The following is a 25420-nucleotide window of genomic DNA, read 5'->3' as shown; positions in this document are numbered from 1 at the left end:
GTATAAAATCTATATGATGATGAAAAAATACTACTCAATTTATTTATTACTGCTATTTGGATTATTTGCATTTCAAATGAATGCGCAGACCACAATTTATACTCAGGACTTTGAAACTGAAAACTCAGGATACACTCCATCAGTTACAGAAGGATCTGTAGGTAGTTTTGTCGATATATTCAATCGTTCAAATCCTAATATTGGAGGAAATTCAACTTTTATTTGGGCTGTAGAAGATACTGGTGTTACACCAGCGACTATTACTCTAGATCAAATTGATATTACAGGATATAGTGATTTTACCTTTCTAATAGATTTATTAGCACACCATTATAATGACTGGGACAATTCAGATGAAATGAGTATTACTTATTCAATTGATGGTGGAGCTGCTCAAAATTTACTTTGGGTACGTAACAATGGTGGCACATTCAATGAAGCAGCATCTTTAGATACGGATTTTGATGGAGTAGGAGATTGTGGAGCTGGTACTCTTCCAGCTTTAACCACAGGTACGAGTGGATGTACTGTGACAAGTGATCAGTTTGCGACATTTTCATCATCTACAATACCACTATCAGGAAATTCTACCTTAGATATAACAATTTCTTTTGAAGGTTTAACTGCTACTGATGAAGGTATTTACTTAGATAACATTCAAGTTCAAGCGACACCACTTTCAACAAACGATACAACTACAGAAGTATTTGCACCTACAACACAAGTTGCAGCTTCAGCGCAAACAGCAATAGATGTAACAACTGCTTTAGATGGTTTTGCAGTTTTAGGATTTGTAGTTGAAGATCAAGCTTCGGGTGATGCTTTGCCTACTGAAATTACACGTATGCGTTTTGTACCTGGATCTAATAATACAGCAGATTGGAGTGATCACATACAAGGAATAACTTTACTAGATGAAGATTTAAATTCTTATTCGCCTACCGTAAGTATATCAGATACGGAAATTACACTCGATTTTTCAACAGCCATTTCAATTGCAGATGGTACAAGTTTAGAATTTGAATTAGGTGCTTACTTAAATACTTCTAATATAATTGATGGGAGTGTGCTTCAATTTCAAATCGATGGAACTTCAAGTGGATTCTTAGCTGATGCTTCTGGTTCTGGTTTTGTAGATCCTTTTACGCTAGGTAATGTTACTGGAAACAATCATAGCATAGAAGTTGATGCTACTCAATTAGCCTTTTTACAACAACCAACTAATGTTAGTGTTAATACTGCTATTGCACCAGCGGTAGAAGTTGCTTATACAGATGCAAACAGTAATATAGACCTTGATTATACAGGTGCTGGTTTGTTTAATATTTCGCTGACTACTTCTGGTAGTTTTGATGCTACGGCAACAATAACTGCAGAAGCTGTTAATGGCGTTGCTACTTTCAATAATTTAGTGTTTGATGCCACAGCAACTGGGGTAATCTTAACCGCAACAGACGATACTAGCTTTATATCAGGTACATACGATTCTTCAAGTTTTGATGTTGTAGTTATGCCTGTGGCTCCATCTTCTGGAGACTTGTTAATAACAGAAATTTCTGATGCTTCAGATTTTAATAATGAGTTTATTGAAATTTATAATACTACGGCTCAGCCAATTGATATGAGTACTTCTAAATTAGTAATGCAATCTGACGGTACTGTTTGGGATTTTGATGATGATATTTCAAACGCTACTATTCCAGTCAACGGATTTTTAATTATTACGAGAGGAAATAATCAACCTGACTTTGAGAGTGAGTTTGGATCTTTGAATGCACAGACTGTTTTTATACAAGGTACATCAGCAATGTTTTTTGGTACTGGTAGAAGTTGGCAATTATATGAAGGAGGAACAGCTAATACAGCTGATGGAATCTTAATAGATGATACAGTTCAGGGTGTTGCAGATTCTTCAAGAGATTTCTTTAGCTTCCTAACTGATTCGTATGAAAATACTGCTGTAAGTTCCGCTAACCCGGGTGTTATCGATAATTTAGTTTATGAGACTGGTGCTTGGAAATTTAATGCAAAAGCTGACGGTTCTACTGGCTCTTCCGATGTTTTCTTTTTAGATAACTTCACTGCTACAGAAAACTTATCTATAAAAAATGGTGAAGTTTCTTCAACATCAGTATTAGATTTAGATGGAAACAATTTAACAATATCAGGGAACTTAACATTTAAAAGCGATACATCAGGTTCAGGACAACTTGCTGATGCGACAGGCTCAACAATTACTGGAAACGTAACCGCTGAGCGTTTTATTCCAAAACGTAGTGACAATGCTCGTGCTTTCCGCTTTTTAGCATCTCCAGTTGGAAATGTAAATATTGCTGATGCTTGGCAACAACAAACACATATTACCGGTACTGGTGGTGCAAGTAATGGCTTTGATGCAACATCAACAGACAACCCGTCTATGTTTACTTATGATCATACGTTATCAGACCAAATCAATAATAATGCTTGGGTGCCAATTACTTCTACAACACAAGATATTCAAGCAGGGAAACCTTACCGTTTATATGTTCGTGGAGATCGTAGTGTAAGCTTAAGTGATAATGATGCAGCAGCTAATGATGTTACATTAAGTGCAACAGGAACATTGCATACAGGAAATCAAACAGTTACAATATCAGACTATGTGGGAAATTACACCTTTATCGGTAATCCATATCAAGCGGTGGTAGATTTAAACAATTTAACTTACGGGGCAGACGTAAATACAAATTCTGCCTATTATTGGGATCCATCTTTAGGTACAGCTGGTGGTTTTGTTACCGTAACCCTTTCTGATGGAAGTAACGATGTCCCATTACCAAGCAGTTCCAATGCAGATGAATTCTTACGTCCAGGGCAAGCGGTATTTATGAAAAACAACGCATCGGGTTCAGACTTTAGTATTGAATTTAATGAAGATGATAAAGTAACTTCTGGTTCTCAAACTCAAGTTTTTTCAGTTGGAAATATGCCTGCTTTTGTAAACATGAGAATTTATAAAACAGACAAATTAAATAATGGTTTCACCGAAGAAGATGCCTTAGGTTTGCGTTTTTCAGAAGAAGGAAATAATGAAGTAGATGAGTTGGATGCTACAAAAATGGGTAATCCTGGTATTAATTTAGCTACTGTGAATGCAAATCAATTGTTTTCAATTGAAAATAGAGCTGTACCACAAACTGGTGAGAACATTCCATTTTTGCTAAATAATCTTTCAACAGATTCTTATACTTTTACATTCAACGTACAGAATTTTAATAGCGACGATGAGCTATTTTTGAAAGATAATTATACGGAAGAACTTATTCCTATTCAACATGCTCATAGTGAAATTGAATTTACAGCAGATGCTTCAATTCAAGAAAGTGTAAATATTTTACGTTTTGAGTTGGTATTTGGTAATGTAACTTTAAGTGATAATGAATTTACCTTTGCTGAGCAGGTTCAAGTGTATCCAAACCCTGTTGAAGACATAATCAACATTTCAATAGCCAATACTTTAGCAAAAGAGAATGTACAGATAGAAATTTATAATGTAGTAGGAAAACAAATTTCACAAACTAAAGTGAATTTTGAAGAAAATAGCAACTATAAATTGAATGCAAGTGATTTAAATTCCGGTATGTATTTCATAAAAATAAACCTGGGAAGTAAAAATCACGTAAGGAAATTCATTAAATTATAAATTTTACCCTACATTTGTTTTAACTAACAAGCCATATTAAACAACTGATTATGAAGAGAAATAAAATTATCAATTCCAAAAGCATAGGTATATTAATTCTATTATGTTTGCTATTTACAACTCAAATAAGCATTGGGCAGTCTTTGGAAGATGCATTGGGTTTTGAAGAAACTGTTGATGATGTTCCAGAAGCGCCAATTCACGGATTAGTGATTTTAGGCTTAGCAGCAGGTGCTGTTTTTGGATACAGAAAAATTAAAAAGTAAATAACTTTTATCATACATTATTTCAACCGCTTCATTTGAAGCGGTTTTTTTGTTTTAATTAATAAATCACACATTTCACAAACCCAAAAGCAGATTTCAACAACTACATTGATTTCTTATCCATACTTGCATTTATTTTTAGCCAAAATTATTGATAAATGAAATCATCTATTTTCCTTTTAATATGTTCGATAGTACTTTTTTGTACAAGTATGAATCAATCACAAGCGCAAGCATCATCTACAGACTTAGAAAGTGCATTGGGTTTTAGCGAAACAGTTAATGATGTTCCAGAAGCACCAATAGATAATTTGTTGTACACAACTCTACTAGTCGGTGGAATTTTAGGATTTAGAAAATTCTACTTTCAGTAGTTTTTTTGAATATTCTATCACATTCTGATCAGCTGATTAATTTTCTCTAATTGCTTTGCTTATTTTTTGCTTTCAAACAAGCCTATTTTACAAATTTCATTAATTTCGCAACGCATTTGAAATCAAGTGAAAATGACAAAGAAATTTGCTGAATATAAAGGCTTAGACCTTCCTAAAATCGCCGAAAAGGTTGGCGAAGAGTGGCAGAAAAATAACATCTTTAAAAAAAGTATGGATTCTCGTGAAGGAGAAACTCCATTCGTTTTTTTTGAAGGACCACCATCAGCTAACGGGCAGCCAGGAATTCACCATGTCATGGCTAGAACCATTAAGGACATTTTCTGTAGATATAAAACCCAAAAAGGCTTTCATGTAAAACGAAAAGCCGGATGGGATACACATGGTTTGCCAGTAGAATTAGGCGTAGAAAAGGAATTAGGCATCACTAAAGAAGACATCGGTACCAAAATTTCAATTGCAGACTATAATAAAGCTTGTAAAGAAGCCGTAATGCGTTACACTGATGTGTGGAACGACTTGACCGAAAAGATTGGTTATTGGGTAGATATGGATAATCCGTATGTTACGTACACTTCCAAATACATGGAAAGCGTTTGGTGGTTGTTAGCTGAAATCTACAAAAAAGGTTTAATTTACAAAGGCTACACCATTCAGCCGTATTCGCCAAAAGCAGGAACAGGATTGAGTTCACACGAATTAAATCAGCCGGGAACGTACCAAGATGTTACCGATACTACTGTTACCGCTCAGTTTAAAGCCATAAAAGAATCTTTACCAACAAATTTAAAATCTGTTGATGGCGATATTTACTTTATTGCATGGACAACCACACCTTGGACTTTGCCAAGTAACACGGCTTTAACGGTAGGTCCAAAAATTGAATATGCGCTAGTTTCAACATACAACCAATACACTTTTGAGCCGATAAAGATTATTGTTGCTAAAGATTTAATCAAAAAACAATTCAATAAAAAGTTTACAGCGGTTGAAACTGAAGATGAAGTAAAAACCTATCAGCAAGGAGATAAAAAAATTCCGTATTCGGTTTTACAGACTTTTAGTGGAAAAGATTTAGTGGAAGCACGTTACGAGCAATTACTTGCTTTTGCAAAACCTTTTCATCATCCAGAAAATGCATTTCGCGTAATAGTAGGCGATTTTGTAACTACCGAAGATGGAACAGGAATTGTGCACACTGCACCCACTTTCGGTGCAGACGATGCGCAAGTAGCCAAACAAGCAAATCCTGAAGTACCAGGAATGTTAGTAAAAGATGAAAATGATAATCTAGTACCATTAGTCAATTTAAAAGGAAAGTTTAGACCTGAGTTAGGTGAATTTGCTGGTAAATATGTAAAAAATGAATATTATCCAGAAGGTGAAGCTCCCGAAAAGTCTGTAGATGTTGAGCTTGCCATCAAATTAAAAGAAGAAAACAAAGCTTTTCATGTAGAAAAATACGTTCACTCGTACCCGAATTGTTGGCGAACCGATAAACCTATTTTATATTATCCATTAGATTCTTGGTTCATTAAAGTAACCGAGTTTAAAGATCGGATGCACGATTTAAATACCAACATCAATTGGAAGCCAAAATCTACTGGCGAAGGTCGATTTGGAAACTGGTTAGCCAACGCAAACGACTGGAATCTTTCACGATCTCGTTATTGGGGAATTCCCTTACCTATCTGGCGAACAGAAGATGGAAAAGAAGAAAAAATAATCAGTTCTATTGAAGAATTGAAAAGCGAAATTCAGCAATCCATCGCTGCTGGAATCATGCAAGATGATCCGTATGCAAAATTTGAAGTAGGCAATATGAGCGATGAAAATTATGCTCATGTAGATTTACATAAAAACGTAGTCGATGAAATCACCTTGGTTTCTGAAAGCGGAAAACCCATGAAACGCGAAGCCGATTTAATCGATGTGTGGTTCGATTCAGGTTCTATGCCTTATGCACAATGGCATTATCCATTCGAGATGCCCCCTAAATCCCCCAAAGGGAGACTTGTTTCTCCAAAATATCAGACAGCTCGTAAGTCTTCTTATAAATTTTTAAAGGAAAAAGCTCAAAACAGAAAAAAAAATCCAACTCAAGCAGAAAAAACTTTATGGGAGTTTTTAAGAGGAAAGAAGCTTTCTGGTTATAAATTTAGAAGAGAACATATTATTGATGAATACATAGCAGATTTCGTTTGTTTGGATAGAAAATTGATTGTTGAAGTTGATGGGGGTTATCATAATGATCCAGAAATTAGAAAAAATGATGAATTTAGGAGTCAATTTTTGAAAGAGAAGTTTGACTTAAATGTCATTCGCTTTTCAAATGAAGAAGTTATAAATGAAACAGATGCAGTCTTAAAAAAGATTAAAGATAAGCTTGATAAGTCCCCCCTTAGGGGGCTGGGGGGCTTTCAAGCCGATTTTATTGCCGAAGGCGTAGACCAAACACGAGGCTGGTTTTATACCCTACATGCCATAGCCACTATGGTTTTTGATCGCGTAGCTTATAAAAATGTTGTTTCCAATGGTTTGGTATTAGACAAAAACGGACAAAAAATGTCCAAGCGTTTAGGTAATGCCGTAAATCCTTTTGAAACCTTAAAAGAATACGGTCCCGATGCTACACGTTGGTACATGATTAGCAATGCGAATCCGTGGGACAATTTAAAATTCGATTTAGCAGGAATTGCCGAAGTGCAGCGTAAATTCTTTGGAACACTTTACAACACCTATTCATTTTTTGCCTTGTATGCAAATATTGATGAATTTGCTTATGAAGAAGCAGAAATTGCAATTGAAGAGCGACCAGAAATTGATCAATGGATTCTTTCTGAACTGAATACGCTTATCCAAAATGTAGATCAGTTTTATAACGAATACGAACCTACAAAAGCAACACGTGCCATTTCAGATTTTGTTCAAGAAAATTTAAGTAACTGGTACGTGCGATTATGCCGAAGACGTTTTTGGAAGGGCGAATACAAAACCGATAAAATTTCAGCTTACCAAACCTTATTTACTTGCTTAAAAACGGTTACCGAATTAGCTGCTCCAGTTGCACCATTTTTTGCAGATCAATTGTATAAAGATTTAACTCAAAATACAGCTGTAAAACAGGAAGAGAGCGTTCACTTAGCAGAATTTCCAAAAGCTGATTTAAGCCTGGTGAATAAAAGTTTGGAGCGTAAAATGCAAAAAGCGCAACAGATTTCATCTTTGGTTTTATCGCTTCGTAAGAAGGAAATGATAAAAGTGCGTCAGCCTTTACAACGCATTATGATTCCTGTTTTAGATGAACAAACACGGGAAGAAATTGCAGCAGTAGCAGATTTAATTAAAGCTGAAGTAAACGTAAAGGAAGTGCAATTTTTAGATGATGCTTCTGGAATTTTAGTGAAGAGCATCAAGCCTAATTTTAAGGTTTTAGGTCCTCGTTTTGGAAAAGAAATGAAGTTTGCTGTACAAGCTATCCAAAAATTAGAAGCAGAAGACATCAAGCAAATTGAGCAAAATGGAAAAATTGAGCTTCAAATTAATGATGAATCAACTGAAATAAGCATCGATGAAGTAGAAATTACTTCAGAAGACATTGAAGGATGGTTGGTAGCAACAGCAAATGGAGTAACGGTTGCTTTAGATGTAACTTTAAGTCAGGACTTAATTCATGAAGGAATTGCCAGAGAATTGGTGAACCGTATACAAAACATAAGAAAAGATAGTGGTTTAGACGTTACCGATCAAGTTAAGATTACATTAAAAGAAAACAAAAAGTTAAAAGTAGCTGTTGAAGAAAATTTAAACTACATAAAGGCGGAAACCTTAACTTCAAGCCTTATATTTAACGACAATATAGAAAACGGGACTGTCATTGAATTCGATGATGTGAGCACAGTTCTACAAATGGAAAAAATTAAATAAACATTTATGGAAACAACTATCAAAGAACGATATAGCGATGAAGTTCTAGCCGAATTTAAATCCTTAATCGAAGAAAAAATTGTAAACGCAGAAAAACAATTGAAACTGTATCAAGAAGCTTTCAAAAATGGAAGTGCTAACGATACTGAAGATACTGCACCCACTTTTAAATCTTTTGATGATGGTAGCAACACGTTAAGCAAAGAAGCCAACTCTGCATTAGCTATACGTCAAGGGAAATTTATTCGTGACTTAAAAAATGCGCTTATTCGCATTGAAAACAAAACCTATGGTATTTGTCGTGTTACAGGAAAATTGATAAACAAAGAGCGTTTAAAACTTGTACCACACGCTACCTTAAGCATTGAAGCAAAAAACAATCAAGGGTAAAATAATTACATTTTACTAGATTAACTCAAAATCAAAAAAGCCAGTTTATATAAACTGGCTTTTTTGATTCATTAAATGGGAACAAATTTTATTCTTCTTCTTCAGGTTGAAGTACAAAATCTTCCATAAACTTAGTCGTATAATTTCCTGCTAAATAATCAGGGTGATCCATTAATTGTCTATGGAATGGAATAGTAGTTTTTACTCCTTCCACCACAAATTCATCTAAAGCACGCTTCATTTTATTAATGGCTTCTTGTCTAGTTTGAGCAGTTGTAATCAGCTTAGCCACCATGGAGTCATAATTCGGTGGAATTACATAACCACTATATACATGTGTGTCTAAGCGCACACCGTGACCGCCAGGTGTATGTAAATTTACAATTTTTCCTGGTGAAGGTCTAAAGTTGTTATATGGGTCTTCCGCATTAATTCTACACTCAATACTATGTAATTTTGGGTAGTAATTTTTACCAGAAATTGGAACTCCTGCAGCAACTAATATTTGCTCACGAATTAAATCGTGGTCTACTACCATTTCTGTAATGGGGTGTTCCACTTGAATTCGTGTATTCATTTCCATGAAATAAAAATTACGGTGTTTATCTACTAAAAACTCTACCGTTCCTGCGCCTTCATATTTAATATATTCAGCTGCTTTAATGGCAGCAGTACCCATTTTCTCACGTAGTTCGTCCGTCATGAATGGGGAAGGAGTTTCTTCAGTGAGTTTTTGGTGTCTTCGTTGTACAGAGCAATCTCTTTCGGATAAATGGCAAGCTTTTCCAGTTTGGTCACCCACAATCTGAATTTCAATATGCCGCGGTTCTTCAATAAGCTTTTCCATATACATGCCATCGTTACCAAATCCAGCTTTAGCTTCTTGTCTCGCCGACTCCCAAGCTGCTTCTAATTTGTCTTCACTCCAAACAGCACGCATTCCTTTACCACCACCACCAGCGGTAGCTTTCAGCATTATCGGAAAACCAATTTTTTTAGCGGTTTTTAAACAGTCAGGGTAATCTTTTAAAATACCTTCAGAACCAGGCACACAAGGAACACCAGCAGCCTTCATAGTGGCTTTTGCCGTAGCTTTGTCTCCCATTTTCTCAATCATTTCATGAGAAGCTCCGATAAATTTGATGTCGTGTTCTTTGCAAATTTTTGAAAAATTAGCATTTTCTGATAAAAAACCATATCCAGGGTGAATAGCGTCTGCATTAGTTATTTCTGCAGCAGCAATAATATGTGGAATTTTTAAATACGATTCGCTACTTGGAGCAGGACCAATACACACCGCTTCATCAGCAAAGCGAACGTGTAAACTTTCTTTGTCTGCTGTAGAATATACCGCAACGGTTTTTATGCCCATTTCTTTGCAAGTACGAATTACTCTTAGGGCAATTTCCCCTCGATTTGCAATGAGAATTTTCTTAAACATAATTTATTTTTTTAGTTAAAGAGAACCTTTAAAGGATTTCTCATTAAGATGGGTCGATTAAAAATAAAGGTTGATCAAATTCTACAGGGGTAGAATCATCAACCAAAACTTTTACCACTTTACCGGAAACTTCACTTTCAATTTCGTTGAATAGTTTCATGGCTTCAATGGTACAAAGCACATCGCCTTCACTTATTGTAGAACCAACTTCTACAAATACAGGCTTGTCAGGAGATGGCTTGCGGTAAAAAGTTCCAATAATTGGAGATTTTACCGTAATGTATTTATCATCTTCTGCTTCCTTGCTTTCCGTTGGCTGAGCTTCTGCTGGAGCTTGTGGAGCAGCTTGAGCTTGTTGCTGTACTGGCATTTGTGGTTGTTGTTGCATTGGCATTTGGTGAATAACCGTTTGATTTTCGCCTTTGCTTTCTCTTTCGTTTTTAATGGTGATTTTTACATCATCCGTTTCTAAACGCACTTCACTAGTCCCAGACTTAGCTACAAATTTAATCAGGTTTTGAATTTCTTTTAAATCCATAGTTTCAATGTTTAGTTATGTAATGTATTGTATGCCCACTTTAAATAAATAGATCCCCATGTGAATCCTCCACCAAAAGCAGCAAAAATAACATTATCTCCTTTTTTTAATTGTTGTTCAAAATCGTTTAATAATAATGGAAGCGTTGCAGAAGTTGTATTTCCATAACGCTGAATATTCATAAGTACCTTATCGGCATCTAATTTCATTCGTTTGGCAGTTGCATCAACAATACGTTTATTTGCTTGATGAGGTACTAGCCAATTTACATCATCTCCAGTAAGGTTGTTTTTACGCATAATTTGCTCACTTACATCTGCCATGTTAGAAACGGCAAATTTAAATACCGTTTTGCCATCTTGGTATACATAATGTTGGTTGTTTTTTACCGTTTCAGCAGAAGCAGGTAACAGAGATCCACCTGCATCAATTTTTAAAAATGCTCTGCCTATTCCGTCAGATCGCAAAATTTCATCTTGAAGCCCTAAACCTTCTTCATTGGGTTCAAAAAGTGCAGCACCTGCGCCATCACCAAAAATAATACAAGTTGCACGGTCTGTGTAGTCAATAATAGATGACATTTTATCTGCACCAACTACAAGTATTTTTTTATACTTTCCAGATTCAATGTAGGCAGCTGCTGTAGACATTCCATATAAAAAGCTAGAACATGCTGCTTGCAAATCGTATGAAAATGCATTTGTTGCTCCAATTTCGGTAGCGGTATATGCGGCAGTAGATGCTACAGGTAAATCTGGGGTTACCGTAGCAAAAATTAATAAATCAATTTCTTTCGGGTCAATACCTGATTTCTGAATTAAATTTTTGCAGGCTTGAATTCCTAAATATGAAGTTCCTTTACTGGGGTCTTTTAAGACACGGCGTTCTTTTATTCCGGTACGGGAGACAATCCATTCATCATTGGTTTCAACCATTTCTTCTAACATTTTGTTCGTTAGAATATCTTCTGGTACATAAGCGCCAACAGCGGTAATAGCTGCGTTTATTTTACTCATAGAATTGTATTTGCAATAAAGGCTTCCCTTTAATTTAAGCTAAATAAGATGCAAAGTAAGTTTTTTTATTGCGTATTCAAAAATCTGAGCTAAGATTTACTGAACACGCATAACAAAAGGTTTTGCTTTTTTACAGCAAAACCTTTTGTTTTATAGGGTTTACAGATTAAACTGCTCTTTTTAATTTATTATAAATCAAATTTTATTCCTTGTGCTAATGGCAGTTCGGTTGTGTAATTTATGGTGTTGGTTTGTCTGCGCATATAAATCTTCCAAGCATCAGAACCTGATTCTCTTCCGCCACCTGTGTCTTTTTCACCACCAAAGGCACCGCCAATTTCTGCACCCGATGTACCAATGTTTACATTAGCAATACCGCAATCTGAACCTTCTACAGATAAAAAGTATTCGGCTTCGCGCAAGTTGTTAGTCATTATTGCAGAAGAAAGTCCTTGTCTTACTCCATTTTGTAAACCCATTGCATTTTCAATACTTCCTGAATACTTCATAATGTAAAGCACAGGAGCAAAAGTTTCGTGCTGAACAATTTCAAAATGATTTTCAGCTTCAGCAATAGCAGGCTTTACGTAGCAACCGCTTTCATAGCCTTCACCTTCTAAAACGCCACCTTCAACTAAAATGTTTCCGCCTTCTTCTTTTACCTTTTCTAAAGCAGTAAGGTAATTCTTAACCGCATCTTTATCGATTAATGGCCCAACGTGATTATTTTCATCTAAGGGATTTCCAATTTTTATTTGTTTGTAAGCGTCAACAATGGCATCTTTTACCTTATCGTAAACATCTTCATGTATAATTAATCTTCTAGTAGAAGTACAACGTTGGCCACAAGTACCAACCGCACCAAAAACAGCACCGATTACGGTGTTTTTCACATCCGCATCAGGAGTTACAATAATCGCGTTGTTTCCACCCAACTCTAACAAGGTTTTTCCTAAACGTTTCGCTACTGTTTGAGCAACAACTTTTCCCATTCGGGTTGAGCCTGTCGCTGAAATTAAAGGTAAACGTTCGTCGTTAGTCATGTATTCACCTACTTTGTAATCGCCTGTTACCAAAGAAGAAATTCCCGCTGGAACACCGTTTTGTTCAAAAACACGAGCAGCAATTTTTTGGCAAGCTACCGATGTTAAAGGTGTTTTTTCAGAACCTTTCCAAATACAAGCATCACCACAAACCCATGCTAATGCTGTGTTCCAAGACCAAACGGCTACGGGAAAGTTAAATGCAGAAATTACCCCAACTACACCAAGTGGATGGTATTGTTCATACATTCTATGTCCTGGACGTTCTGAATGCATGGTTAATCCGTGTAACTGTCGAGATAGACCCACAGCAAAATCGCAGATGTCAATCATTTCTTGAACTTCTCCCAAGCCTTCTTGGTAAGATTTTCCCATTTCGTAAGAAACCAACTTTCCAAGCGGTGCTTTTAGTCTACGCAATTCGTCATTAAATTGTCTAACCACTTCACCACGTTGTGGAGCAGGTAATTTTCTCCATTCTTTAAAACCTTCAAAAGCTGTAGAAGCTACTTTTTCATAGTCTTCTTTAGTAGTTGCTTTTACGCTTCCTATGTATGCACCATCTACTGGCGAGTAAGATTTTATTTCTTCGCCATTGGCAAAAAAGTCTGTTCCTGTAGAAGAACCCGCATTCATTTCTGAAATACCCAATTCTTCTAAAGCTTTATCAATTCCGAATTTTTTAGCTATATCACTCATGTAAAATTGTGTTTTTTAAATTAATTCAAACAATTCTTGCGAAAATACTAAATTTTAGGAGAGTTTTTCTCTTTTCTAGGGCAAATCCTGTTGAAAAACAACAGGTCGGGCTGTTCGTTTTTAGGCTTCAATGCCAAAGCCAACTTCTAAGCCTTTGCAGGAGCTCCTAAAGTCGCTCTGTAAAGTCAAGAAGTTGAAGGCTATGTCACTTGCAGGCTAATCACTTCCATCCCTTTTGCAAGATTAAATTAAAAATATTCAATTCAAATTGTGATAAGGATAGTTAACATAAAACCTAGTTTCTATCCATGTATTTAAAAATATGAAGCAAATTAATGGTAACATTTTTTTAGAGAACACAGATTTTAAATATTATGAATACGGCCTTTTAGTTTTCTTCTGTTAAAACTTGACACACGAGATTGTTCTTGCTTACTTAAAATAATATAGACTACTAAAGGAAGCCCAAATGCAATTATTACATACTTACTTTCACTAAAAAATAAATAGTAAATAGTAACCAAAAGAACAATCATAAAAGTAATTCCTGCTATTTTTTCGGGAAGATTCGATTTATAAGCAATCAGCTCATCAACATGAAATTCGGATTCTTTTAAGCACTTTTCACAACTGGCTTTTATATTTTCGCCTTCTTTCATAGCAAATTCAACTCGGGTCGATGTAGAAGTAGAATAGCCAATTTCGTTTTTACAGTTTTTACATTTTCCGTAAACTTTCATTTGATTTGGATTTTATATTAAGGCAGTTTAGTATTTTGGCTTAAAAAAAAATAAAGTAGTTACAAATATTGCAATTCATTCCCAATTTGCTTTACCCAAAATGACATTTAAATTTTTTAGCATTTTATTCCTAAGCTCATTAATTTTAAGTAAAATGCAGGATTAAAATATTTTTTCTCATGCAAGAAATTGAACGCAAGTTTTTAGTAAACAACCTAGATTTTAAAAAAGAAGCTTCTTCTTCAAATACCATTCGGCAAGCGTTTATTAGTCGGCATCCAGAACGGACGGTTAGAGTTAGGCAATATGGTAATCGAGCATTTTTAACCATCAAAGGAAAATCTTCTGAAGATGGAACAACCCGAATGGAATGGGAAAAGGAAATAACTATAGCAGAAGCAAAACAACTTTTTGCGGTATGTGAAGATGGCGAAATTCACAAAGAAAGATACTTGGTTCAATTAGAAGATTTCACTTTTGAAGTAGATGAATTTTTTGGTGAAAACAAAGGTTTAATTATCGCTGAAATCGAATTGTCTTCGGCTAATCAAGCTTTTCCAAAACCTGCTTGGCTAGGAAAAGAAGTAACTGGCGATGTGCGTTTTTATAATTCGCAATTGAGTAAAAATCCCTTTTCTGGGTTTAGCGATGAAATTTATAATATTCCTTAGGCTCGAACTGAAACAATGTATTGAATTGTTATTCTGAACGAAGTGAAGAATCTCTCCCAGAATGAAAGAGATTTCTTCTATTATCTAATATGGATTCCGAAATAATTTTAGTTTTATTTCACTTCGCTAACCTAAATGCCGATATGCAGGGATGCATAGACCGCAGAGCAATTAAAATTTGAACTACTTTGAAAATACTAAGGCATAAAAACATAATCCCGTTTACCGATTAAAACTGGATTTTCTTTTTCGATAGCTACTAAAGCCACTTCATTTTTTGGAGCAACCACCGAGCTTGAAATTTCTTTTTTGTGCAAGGCTTCATAGGTTTTAAAATCGATTTTTTGAGTTTGTTCTAAAGCTTCAAATAAATTGGTTTTTTCAATTTGGGCTTTCCATTTATTTTCTAATACAGCTTCAAAAACTTTGGATTTGCTACCACTTCCGTAAGCGATAAAGCCAATTGTATTCGATTTTATTTTTCTATCTTTTTTGTGGTATAAGGCAGAAGCCAAACCAAGAAAAATCGATCCTGTATAAATGTTTCCAATTTTACTTGAAGCGATTTCAGAGGGATATAATTTGGATTGTACGAGTTCTTGATAATAAGCCGATTTTGTTAAGGCTTTCATTTTTTCGGCAGGTGTTTCTCCTTTTTGTTCGGTCAACAATTCGGGATGTTCTTCTGCAACAATATGTTGAAAAGTTCTTCTGCCTTGAAAGCAATAAGGAAGATGCATGGCTATAAATTCCCAATTTTCATAACAAGGCTTTTCATCTTGCTTTTGTTCTTTAAAATGAAAATACGCGGCTTTAATTCTTTTGATATAACATTCGTTTGAATACTGACCGTCAAAAACAGGCTGTTCTTTGTAAATACTGATTTCGTTTTCTAAGACACCATTCCATTCGGGGTTGTGTGAATTTTGATCGATTTTCTTTTTAGAAATTGTTCTTCTGGGTTTAAAGAAATCAAACACACCTTCGGTTGAAACTCCCGTGGTTAAGTCGAAACTCAGCATTTTAGGATTGGCTTCAATCAGCATGGCAACAGCTCCAGCGCCTTGCGTATATTCACCACCTGAGCCTAAATCGTATTTAGCAACATCGGAAGCGATAACAATGCATTTTTTTTCAGGACGTAAACGCACATAATCCAAGCAAGTTTGCATGGCATCTACTGCTCCAATACAGGCAAAGGTTAAATCTACTACGTCGCAGTGTTCTGTAGAATTTACTCCATATTTTTCTTCAATAATGGGTAGTAGAAACGAAGCGACGGGTTTGGAGCTGTCTACACCACTTTCAGTACCTACATAAATACGATCGATTTCGCTGGGTTTTAATTGTTCCGCATCTAACAATTTCAAAATTGCATTGGCAGCAAATGATACTGTATCTTGGTGCACATCGGGAAAGCTCATGCGTTGCAACCCCAAGCCTTTAATTAGTTTTAAGGCTTCGATGTTTCTGTTTTCAGCTAAATCTTCAATGGGTAAATATAACTTAGGGAAGTCAATTTGAATGGCACTTATTCCTACTTTCATTTGGTATGAATTAAGCGTCTAAAATTAAAAGCTTTTGTGATATGTAATTAAAAACAAAGCTTAAAATGAAGTTATTAAGATTATTTTTACGAATAATTTATTTTTGAAATATTTTTTTGTTGATTTGGTAAATAATCTAATCTAGATTGAATAATTTTCAATTTGATGTACAAAAAAATCCGCTTTAAACTAATAAAGCGGATTTTTTCAAAAGCAAATCGTAGTTATAAAAACTTCGATCTGCAGTTAGTTTATGCTATAGTTCCAATGCTTTTTTTACATTGCCATCCATCAATAATTCTTTTGGATCTTCTAAGGCTTCTTTTACAGCTACTAAGAAACCAACAGACTCACGGCCATCGATTATTCTGTGGTCGTATGATAAAGCAACATACATAATTGGGCGTATTTCAACCTTTCCATCTATAGCTACTGGACGCTCAACGATGTTGTGCATGCCTAAGATTCCACTTTGTGGTGGATTGATAATTGGTGTAGATAACATGGACCCAAATACACCACCATTAGAAATAGTGAAGGTTCCGCCTGTCATTTCATCTACGGTAATTTTACCATCTCTTGCTCGTGTAGCTAAGCGTTTTACTTCTTGTTCAACTCCACGGAAGCTAAGGTTTTCTGTATTTCGCATTACAGGAACCATTAAGCCTTTTGGTCCAGATACAGCAATACTTATGTCTTTGTAGTCGTAGGTAATCATTTCTTTTCCGTCGATCATGGAATTTACCGCTGGGAATTTATCCAATGCACGAACTACAGCTAAAGTGAAGAATGACATAAACCCAAGGCTTACCCCATGCTTTTCTTTAAACTTTTCTTTGTATTCACTTCTTAAATCGAAAATAGGTTGCATGTCTACTTCATTAAAAGTAGTTAGCATTGCCGTTTCGTTTTTAGCACTTACTAAACGTTCTGCTACTTTTCTGCGTAGCATAGACATTTTACTTCTAGACTCACCTCGGCTTCCGTTTCCTGGAGTTCCCATAGATGGTTTTCCTTCTGCCTTTTCAGCATCTTCTTTGGTAATGCGTCCATCGCGGCCAGTACCTTTTACATCTTTAGCATCTATTCCTTTTTCATCTAATTTCTTTTTAGCCGCGGGTGAAGGACTTCCAGAAGCATAAGATTCTTTTTGGTCTTTTTTTGCATCTGAAGATGATTTATCTTTTCCAGCATCTTCTTTCTTGTCTTCAGATGACTTACTTTCCTTTTCTTCTTTCTTTTCTTCGCCTTTCTTCTCATCCTTTTTATCATCAGAAGAATCGCCGGGCTTTTCGGCTTCAGTATCAATCAAACATACCACTTGACCTACTTCTACAACATCTCCTTCTTCTGCTTTAAGCGTAATTATACCAGAAGCTTCTGCGGGAAGTTCTAAGGTAGCTTTGTCGCTATCTACTTCGGCAACAGCTTGATCTTTTTCAACGTAGTCGCCATCTTGGACTAACCATTCTGCGATTTCTACTTCGCTAATTGACTCGCCTGGTGAAGGCACTTTCATTTCTAAAGCCATAATATATTAATCTTTATTTTGTTCTTTTTTGTAATCTCTAACATGGTTGTTTCTGGAAGGGTCAAATACGTAATCTATCACTCCTTCATGTCTCTTTTGGAATCGTGCTGCACTTCCTGCCGCTGGTGAGCTGTAAAATCTACGGCTGCAAACTCTAAATTCTTTCATGCGATTATACTGTAGCATGAAGTGCGAGTAAGCACCCATGTTCATTGGCTCTTCTTGCGCCCAAACTATATCAGTTGCTTTGTTGTACTTTTCTATAATCGCGTTAATTTCGTCTTCAGGAATCGGGAAAAGCTGTTCTATTCTTACCAAAGCCATGTCTTTTCTTCCGTCTTCTTCTCTGCGCTTTAATAAATCGTAATAAAACTTACCTGAACAAAATACTAAGGTTTTGATATCTTTTACTTTAGCATCCTTGTCATCTATTACTTCTTGAAAACTTCCATTAGCTAATTCTTCTTTGGTAGATATTACTTTTGGATGACGCAATAAACTTTTAGGAGTAAATACTACCAAAGGTTTTCTGTAATTGATTTTCATTTGTCTTCTCAGCAAATGATAAAAATTAGCAGGTGTGGTACAATTGGCAATAAACATATTGTCTTTAGCGCACAATTGTAAGTAGCGTTCCATTCTAGCTGAAGAATGCTCTGAGCCTTGGCCTTCGTAACCGTGTGGCAAAAGCATAACCAAACCATTTTGAGTTTTCCATTTATCTTCTCCTGAAGAGATGTATTGGTCTATCATGATTTGAGCTCCGTTGCTAAAATCTCCAAATTGAGCTTCCCAAATGGTTAATGTTTTTGGGCTTGCCATGGCATAACCATAATCAAATCCAACAACACCATATTCTGATAAAAGTGAGTTGTAAATATAGAAATGTGCTTGTATGTCTGATATATTATTGTGGAGCACCACTTCTTCTTCGCTGTCTTCCACTTTTACTACAGCATGACGGTGTGAAAAAGTTCCACGTTCTACATCTTGTCCTGTAATTCTTACATCGTGGCCTTCATGAAGTAGAGTAGCATAAGCTAGTAGTTCACCCATTGCCCAATCTAATTCATTCTTTTCAAAGAACATTTTCTTTCTGTTATCGAATAATCGATTGGTTTTCTTTAAGAATTTCTTGTCTTCTGGTAAAGTAGTAATGGCTTCAGCTAAGTCGCTAAGCAAGTCTAAATCAAAAGTGGTATCTACTTCTTGCAACATGTCTTGTCTGTTTCCATAATCGAAACCTTCCCAGACATCTTGTAAAATTGGCGTTATTAATGTGGTGTTTTCTTTTTTTGAATCTTCAAAGCTTTCTTCTAATCGGGCTTTGTATTTATTTTCTAATTCTTCAACATACTTTTTGTCTATAACTCCTTCTTCAATTAGTTTTTCAACATAAATATCTCTGGGGTTAGCATGCTTAGAAATGGCTTTGTATAATTTAGGTTGTGTAAAGCGTGGTTCATCTCCTTCATTGTGTCCGTATTTTCTATAACCCAATAAATCTATAAAAACGTCTCTACCAAATTTCATTCTGTAATCTAATGCAAAATTCATAGCATGTACTACTGCTTCTGCATCATCTGCATTAACATGTAAAACAGGAGATAAAGTTACTTTAGCTACATCTGTGCAATAGGTTGAAGAACGTCCGTCTGTGTAATTGGTAGTAAAGCCAATTTGATTATTTACAACAATATGAATTGTACCTTGTGTTTTGTAACCGTCTAGTTGAGCCATTTGTACAATCTCGTAAGCAATACCTTGGGCTGCTATGGCTGCATCACCATGAACGATGATGGGCAACACATTTTGTTCTTCTCCTAAATGGTAATCGTCTTGTTTTGCTCTTACTATTCCTTCAACCACAGCACCTACTGTTTCTAAGTGTGAAGGGTTTGGTGCAATGTTTAAATTAATTTCTTTTCCAGAGTCTGTTTTTCGAGTAGATGTCCAGCCCAAGTGGTATTTTACATCGCCATCAAATCCTTCAATTTCGTAGTCTTTTCCTTCAAATTCGTTAAAGATGTCTTTGGCATTTTTCCCAAATATATTGGCTAAGGTGTTTAAACGGCCACGGTGAGCCATTCCCATAACAAACTCTTTAACACCTTTGTTGGCTGCACCTTCAATTAAAGCATCTAGTGCTGGAATTAAACTTTCGTTTCCTTCTAACGAAAAACGTTTTTGTCCAACGTAGCTTTTGTGTAAAAAGCTTTCAAAAGTAACGGCTTCATTTAATTTTCGGAGTATATTTTTCTTTTGGTCGTTATCAAAATTAGGTTGATTTTCGTTATTGTATATCCAATTTTGAATCCAATCTACTTCTTCAGGTTTTCTGATGTAAGCATATTCAACTCCAATTGAATCGCAAAAAACGTTCTCTAGAAATGCTACAATTTGCTTTAGTTTAGCTTTTCCAATACCAATTAGCTCTCCAGCTTTAAATTCTTGTTCTAAGTCTGCTTCAGTTAGACCAAATAAGTCTAAGGTTATCTCGGGCTTGTAGCTTCTGCGTTCGCGAACGGGATTGGTTTTGGTAAACAAATGCCCACGATGACGGTATGCATCAATTAAGTTAATTACTTGAAATTCCTTCTTTACATCGTCAGGAACTTCTACTTGATGTTTTTCTTTAGTTTCTGCATCTTGAAGTAAAACTTCTTCTGCTTCTGTACCATATTTGCCAAAATCGAAGCCTTGGAAAAAAGCTCTCCAACTGGGCTCAATAGCATCAGGGTTTACTAAGTATTTTTGATATAATTCTGATAAGTACGAAGGATGTACTGTGTTGAGAAACGAAAATGGGTCCATATATGGAATTACGATTTCTAATTGTAAAGCAAATTTACAACTTTAGCTTAACTTATAAGATATACATTAACAATTATTAAAGGCTAATGAAATGATTTTTCACCGCTAACCTTTTTCAATACTTCATCTCACTATTTACTGAAGTACAAAGCCAAATTTTTCAATACTGCTTCAATTTCACTAGGATTGTTGTAGCTATGAATGCAAAACCGAAGTCGTTCTTTTCCTTCAGGAACCGTAGGACTTTTAATAGCGCGGACATCGAATTCTTTTACCTGCAAAAATTCTGCTGCTTTGCTTACTCGGTCGTTTCCTGAAATTAGGCAAGATTGTATTTGTGTATAGCTTTCTAAAAAATGTTTTTCTAGTTTTAATTGATGCATTACACTTCTAAATTGGCTGATGTTTTCTTTTAGAAATGAAAGCTGATTTTTATCTTCTTCAAAATGCTGATGTGCAGCTAAAATAGAAGCAATGCTATGTGGTGAAGTGGCTGTGGTATAGATGAAACTTCGGCTAAAGTTGACTAGATAAGATTTCAATTGTTCTGAACCTAAAACAGCTGCTCCGTGTACGCCAAATCCTTTTCCAAAGGTAACAATACGAGCAAACACATTGTTTAAGTTGTACTCACTTAGCAAATTTTTTAAAGGATACATCGGGTTAGAATGGGCTTCGTCTATAATTAAATAACAATTGTTTTCTTTACATAATTGAAGTAATTTATTCAAATTAGGTCCATCGCCATCCATTGAAAAAATAGCTTCGGTGATAATGTAAATAGTTGCTTCTGAATTCCTTTTTTGTTGAAGCTGAATTTTTTCGGCTAAATCTGATACATCGTTGTGTTTAAATTTATAAGCTTTTCCAAGTGAAAGCTGCAAACCATCTCGAATGGAAGCATGCGCTAACTCATCGTAAAAAACCAAGGTGTTTTTTGTGTTTATGCAAGATAGCAATCCCAAATTAGCTAAATATCCTGAGTTGAAAATGAGTGCTGATTCAGCTTCATAAAAAGTAGCTAGTATTTGTTCGGCTTCTTCAATTAAAGGATAATTGCCACGAATTAAGCGAGAACTTGTAGCAGAATTGATATTGGTTTGAGCATCAGTAACAATTTCTGAAGCCTTTTCTGCTATGTTTTTTGCTTTGGCAAAACCCAAGTAATCATTAGATGAAAAATCGTATTTTGGAAAATGAGAAGGAAGCTTTCTAAGGTTGGCATTTTGTTTTCGATTTTCTAGTGCTTCATAGAGATTTGTTGGGAAGTTACCATTTGTCTTCTTCGGCTTTTTTTCTTTCATCTTCTTCATCTTTCTGTTCTTCTTTTCTTCGATGTTTTTGAACATCTTCGCTTAGCAACTTGTGTTTTTTCTTATCGTATTTGTTTTCTAAATCGTCTACTACAGAATTTTTCCACATTTTATTGCCAAGAAAATAAGATGTTCTGCCAATTAGATGTGCACCAACTGGAGCGGTAAGTACAATGAAAATAATAATGGCTTGTACTCGTGTTGAAACAGAGAAATCTCCAAAATACAAAGCTGCAGCACCTAAAATTAAACCAATGCCCAAAGTTGCTGCTTTGGTAGTTACTGAAATTCTTAAATACGTATCTGGCATTCTTAAAATACCAATAGCTGCTAACATAGCAAATATGGCTCCTAGAGTGGATAGAATGTATATAGAAATATCAATCATCTTTTTTATCTCTTTTTTCTAAATAATACGCAAAAGCTACTGTTCCTAAAAAGGCAATTAAAGCTAAAATTGTAGCGATATCTAAAAATGTTGGCTTATTGTTTATGATACTATAAATGGCAATTTCGCCAATGCCTAAAGTAATAATAAGGTCTAGAGCTACAACGCGATCTACAATGGTTGGCCCTTTCACAAAGCGCACAAAAACAGCTAATGACGAGATAGCCAAAATAGGAAGAATTACGTAATATAAATAGTCGTGTAAACTCATCTTAAAATTGATAATAATCGGCGTTCAAAGCCATTTTTAATATCGTCTATAAACTCTTGTTTGTCGTTCACGTACATAGAATGTACATACAGCACTTTTTTATCTTCAGAAACATCTAAACTCAAAGTTCCTGGCGTAAGCGTAATCAGGTTGGCTAAAAGTGTAATTTCAATGTTAGTTTTTGCATCTAGTGGAATTTTTACAATTCCTGGTTTCATATTATTTGTAGGTGTAATTACTTCGTAAGCTACCTGTATGTTGGCTTTTACAACTTCCCATAAAAAAAACAAAATAAAAGAGATTAACTTAGGTATAAGTCTTACGTATTTGTTTTCTTCATCTCTAGAACTAATAATCCACAGTATTAAAAAACTGATGATAAATCCAAAAATAAAGTTGACAACGGCGAAGCTTCCGGTAAGAAAAACCCAAATAATGGTGAGTAGTATGTTTGCTAAAAATTTACCTCGCATCTGTTCTTGTTTTAAATACGGCGTCTATATATTGCTGATTATCCATAAGTTCGTTAGCTATGCGTTCGGATAATTGTTGGATATGCTCTGCTCCAAAACCGATGTATAAAGATACAACACTTAAAAATGCTATAGGAAAAATTAGTTGTGCTTTCTGGATTTGTTTAAGTTGACTAAAGTCTACAAACTTTTTCCATTTTTTTACGGGTTTTGGTTCTTTCCAAAAGGCTTCCGACCAAACTTTAGCAATAACAACCAATGTAATTAAACTACCAAAAATAACCGCACCAACAAACCAGTAATTTTGTTGTTCAAATCCAGCTAAAATCAATGAAATTTTAGGCCAGAAACCAGACAAAGGAGGAATGCCTACCAATGAAAATAATGGAATGGCAAGCAATAAACTAATTTTAGGATATTGGTCATACAATCCGCCAAGCTTTTGTAAACTAGAAGTAGAACGCAACCTATAAATCAATCCACTTATTAAAAACAAGTTTGTTTTTACAATAATATCATGAATTAGATAAAAAATAGTTCCTGCAATAGCAACTGTAGTAAACAAGCCCAAGCCACCAATCATAAAACCGATATGGCAAATTATTAAATAAGAAAAAACTTTTCGGATGTTATTCTGAATCAACGCACCAATCCCACCACTAAAAATGCTTAAGATGGCAATGCTTAACAACAAGGTTTCTAAGAATAAATCACCTACAAAAATCAAGGTAAAAACTCGAATTAAAGCATAAACACCAACTTTGGTAAGCAAGCCTGCAAATATAGCTGAAACGGCAGAAGGCGGAGTGTGATAAGATGCAGGCAACCAAAAATACAAAGGAAAAACGGCAGATTTAATTCCGAACCCTACTAAGAATAAAACGGCACAAATTTCAACTAAAGCTTGATTTTCTAACAAAACTATTTTTTGAGATAAATCTGCCATGTTTAAGGTTCCCGTTAAACCATATAAAACACCCAAAGCAGTTAAGAAAATCATAGAAGCTAAGAAGTTAAGCGTAAAATATTTTACGGCACCTTCTAATTGATTTTTTTCTCCACCTAAACTAATTAATACGAAGGAACTGATGATAATAATTTCGAACCAAACATATAAATTGAATATATCTCCTGTTAAAAACGCGCCGATTAAGCCCATCAATAAAAAATGAAAAACACTAAAATACCCAAACTTTAATCGTGCCTTAATTACAGAAACTACTGAAAAAATAGCCACAGCAAAACCACTGATACAAGTTAATAAAACTAAGGTGACAGCAAGCATATCGCCAACAAAAGTGATTCCGAAAGGCGCTTGCCAATTACCCGATTGTACGGTTTGTGTTCCGTGTTCGTAAACCAGTATAAAAACCCAAATGCTCGCTGCTAAGGCAATGCTGTTACCAATTATAGTTAGGCTTTTTTGCCATTTTAAGCTTCGCCATGCAAACATGAGCAAAATGCTAAATAGCAAATGGATTAGTAACGGACTTAATATAGCTAAATTACTCATGAGTCTTCGTCGGTTGTGTTCAATTGATCTAGGTCATCTGTTCCTAAAACTTTATACGTACGCTTTACCAAAATAATGGCAAATGCTTGTAAACCAAAGCTAATTACAATAGCGGTTAAAATTAAAGCTTGCGGAACAGGATCGGCATATATTTCTTGAAAAACTTTGGCTTCTTCTGGAATAATAGGCGGTTTTCCTTTGGTAATTCTACCTAATAAAAAAATAAGTAAGTTCACCCCATTTCCTAATAGAATAATTCCTAAAATTAATTTTACAAGGCTTCTTCTCAGCATCATATAAATTCCAGCTGCGTAGAGAAGTCCAGTTATAACTGCTAAAAGTATTTCCATATTAAGCTGCTTCAGAAATGGTGAAAATAATGGTTAACGATGCTCCAATGACAACCAAATAAACGCCCGTATCAAAAAACAAAGCAGAACCCAAGTTTCCTATTACTGGAATTGGTTCGCTAGCCCACAAGCCTGTCATCAAAGGTAAATCGAAAAACAAAGGAGTTACCGCACTTACAAAAGCAAGCGATAATCCCACAGGCATTAAAAAACCTGGATGAATTTTCAATAATGTTTTGGTGTTTTTTAAACCGTTTGCAAAGGCATCAAGTACAAAAGCAATAGCAGCAACCAAACCGCCGATAAAGCCACCACCTGGTAAATAATGTCCGCGCAATAATATAAAAAGCGAAAACAAAAGCAATACTGGAAGCAGAAAATCTGACGCGGTACGTAAAATAATTGTTTTCAT

General features: G+C 35.3%; 21 protein-coding genes. 6 read left to right on the top strand and 15 right to left on the bottom strand.

Features of this window, described 5'->3' with window-relative positions; translation table 11 throughout:
* Positions 1–19: 19 nt before the first annotated feature.
* From IEV72_RS09390 to IEV72_RS09370, 5 genes are all read left to right on the top strand, one after another.
* Positions 20–3685 carry a T9SS type A sorting domain-containing protein gene (locus IEV72_RS09390; RefSeq protein ID WP_188458840.1) on the top strand — a complete coding sequence of 1222 codons (3666 nt, stop codon included), beginning with the start codon at positions 20–22 and terminating at the stop codon, positions 3683–3685.
* A 50-nt stretch (positions 3686–3735) separates the two neighbouring features.
* Positions 3736–3951, top strand: a complete 216-nt coding sequence (locus IEV72_RS09385; protein ID WP_188458839.1) for a hypothetical protein — start codon at positions 3736–3738, stop codon at positions 3949–3951.
* Between the two features lie 212 nt (positions 3952–4163).
* Positions 4164–4325, top strand: coding sequence for a hypothetical protein (locus IEV72_RS09380; protein WP_188458838.1), 162 nt, complete (start codon positions 4164–4166; stop codon positions 4323–4325).
* A 132-nt stretch (positions 4326–4457) separates the two neighbouring features.
* On the top strand, positions 4458–8270 hold the full coding sequence (gene ileS / locus IEV72_RS09375) for an isoleucine--tRNA ligase (RefSeq protein ID WP_188458837.1): 3813 nt from the start codon (positions 4458–4460) through the stop codon (positions 8268–8270).
* A 6-nt stretch (positions 8271–8276) separates the two neighbouring features.
* Positions 8277–8660, top strand: coding sequence for a TraR/DksA family transcriptional regulator (locus tag IEV72_RS09370; RefSeq protein ID WP_188458836.1), 384 nt, complete (start codon positions 8277–8279; stop codon positions 8658–8660).
* 88 nt (positions 8661–8748) lie between these two features.
* On the opposite strand, the gene accC is transcribed toward IEV72_RS09370, so the two are convergent.
* From accC to IEV72_RS09345, 5 genes are all read right to left on the bottom strand, one after another.
* On the bottom strand, positions 8749–10101 hold the full coding sequence (gene accC / locus IEV72_RS09365; protein WP_188458835.1) for an acetyl-CoA carboxylase biotin carboxylase subunit: 1353 nt from the start codon (positions 10099–10101) through the stop codon (positions 8749–8751).
* A gap of 43 nt (positions 10102–10144) precedes the next feature.
* Positions 10145–10639, bottom strand: coding sequence for an acetyl-CoA carboxylase biotin carboxyl carrier protein (accB, locus tag IEV72_RS09360; RefSeq protein WP_188458834.1), 495 nt, complete (start codon positions 10637–10639; stop codon positions 10145–10147).
* Between the two features lie 11 nt (positions 10640–10650).
* Entirely contained in the window at positions 10651–11655 is a 1005-nt protein-coding gene (locus IEV72_RS09355; RefSeq protein WP_188458833.1) for a beta-ketoacyl-ACP synthase III, read from the bottom strand.
* Between the two features lie 188 nt (positions 11656–11843).
* On the bottom strand, positions 11844–13397 hold the full coding sequence (gene amaB, locus IEV72_RS09350; protein ID WP_188458832.1) for an L-piperidine-6-carboxylate dehydrogenase: 1554 nt from the start codon (positions 13395–13397) through the stop codon (positions 11844–11846).
* Between the two features lie 365 nt (positions 13398–13762).
* Entirely contained in the window at positions 13763–14137 is a 375-nt protein-coding gene (locus IEV72_RS09345) for a hypothetical protein (protein ID WP_188458831.1), read from the bottom strand.
* 179 nt (positions 14138–14316) lie between these two features.
* Between IEV72_RS09345 and IEV72_RS09340 the strand changes: the two genes are divergently transcribed.
* Entirely contained in the window at positions 14317–14808 is a 492-nt protein-coding gene (locus tag IEV72_RS09340) for a CYTH domain-containing protein (protein WP_188458830.1), read from the top strand.
* Between the two features lie 197 nt (positions 14809–15005).
* Here IEV72_RS09340 and IEV72_RS09335 read toward each other — a convergent pair whose 3' ends face one another.
* The 10 genes from IEV72_RS09335 to IEV72_RS09290 form a co-directional block, all read right to left on the bottom strand.
* Positions 15006–16355, bottom strand: coding sequence for a hydroxymethylglutaryl-CoA synthase family protein (locus tag IEV72_RS09335; RefSeq protein WP_188458829.1), 1350 nt, complete (start codon positions 16353–16355; stop codon positions 15006–15008).
* A 256-nt stretch (positions 16356–16611) separates the two neighbouring features.
* On the bottom strand, positions 16612–17886 hold the full coding sequence (gene odhB, locus IEV72_RS09330; RefSeq protein ID WP_188458828.1) for a 2-oxoglutarate dehydrogenase complex dihydrolipoyllysine-residue succinyltransferase: 1275 nt from the start codon (positions 17884–17886) through the stop codon (positions 16612–16614).
* Positions 17887–17892: 6 nt separating this feature from the next.
* Positions 17893–20700 carry a 2-oxoglutarate dehydrogenase E1 component gene (locus tag IEV72_RS09325; protein ID WP_188458827.1) on the bottom strand — a complete coding sequence of 936 codons (2808 nt, stop codon included), beginning with the start codon at positions 20698–20700 and terminating at the stop codon, positions 17893–17895.
* 131 nt (positions 20701–20831) lie between these two features.
* The gene (locus tag IEV72_RS09320; RefSeq protein WP_188458826.1) at positions 20832–22004 is read right to left on the bottom strand and encodes an aminotransferase class I/II-fold pyridoxal phosphate-dependent enzyme; all 1173 of its coding nucleotides are present in this window, start codon (positions 22002–22004) and stop codon (positions 20832–20834) included.
* A complete protein-coding gene (gene mnhG / locus IEV72_RS09315) occupies positions 21970–22401 on the bottom strand; it encodes a monovalent cation/H(+) antiporter subunit G (protein ID WP_188458825.1) in 432 nt (143 codons plus the stop codon). The genes IEV72_RS09320 and mnhG overlap by 35 nt, the downstream gene beginning before the upstream one ends.
* Positions 22394–22672 (bottom strand): cation:proton antiporter, encoded by a 279-nt coding sequence (locus IEV72_RS09310; RefSeq protein ID WP_188458824.1) that lies wholly within the window; start codon positions 22670–22672, stop codon positions 22394–22396. The genes mnhG and IEV72_RS09310 overlap by 8 nt, the downstream gene beginning before the upstream one ends.
* On the bottom strand, positions 22669–23145 hold the full coding sequence (locus IEV72_RS09305; RefSeq protein ID WP_188458823.1) for a Na+/H+ antiporter subunit E: 477 nt from the start codon (positions 23143–23145) through the stop codon (positions 22669–22671). Before IEV72_RS09305 ends, IEV72_RS09310 begins: the two co-directional genes overlap by 4 nt.
* Complete coding sequence (locus tag IEV72_RS09300; RefSeq protein ID WP_188458822.1) at positions 23135–24658, bottom strand: proton-conducting transporter transmembrane domain-containing protein; 1524 nt, start codon at positions 24656–24658, stop codon at positions 23135–23137. The genes IEV72_RS09305 and IEV72_RS09300 overlap by 11 nt, the downstream gene beginning before the upstream one ends.
* A complete protein-coding gene (locus tag IEV72_RS09295) occupies positions 24655–25008 on the bottom strand; it encodes a Na+/H+ antiporter subunit C (protein WP_188458821.1) in 354 nt (117 codons plus the stop codon). Before IEV72_RS09295 ends, IEV72_RS09300 begins: the two co-directional genes overlap by 4 nt.
* A gap of 1 nt (position 25009) precedes the next feature.
* Positions 25010–25420 carry a Na+/H+ antiporter subunit B gene (locus IEV72_RS09290; protein WP_188458820.1) on the bottom strand — a complete coding sequence of 137 codons (411 nt, stop codon included), beginning with the start codon at positions 25418–25420 and terminating at the stop codon, positions 25010–25012.

It is taken from the genome of Psychroflexus planctonicus, assembly GCF_014640195.1.
Classification (GTDB): Bacteria; Bacteroidota; Bacteroidia; order Flavobacteriales; family Flavobacteriaceae; genus Psychroflexus; species Psychroflexus planctonicus.
Note: the sequence above shows the minus strand (reverse complement) of the source record. Positions and strands in the feature narration are given on the sequence as shown.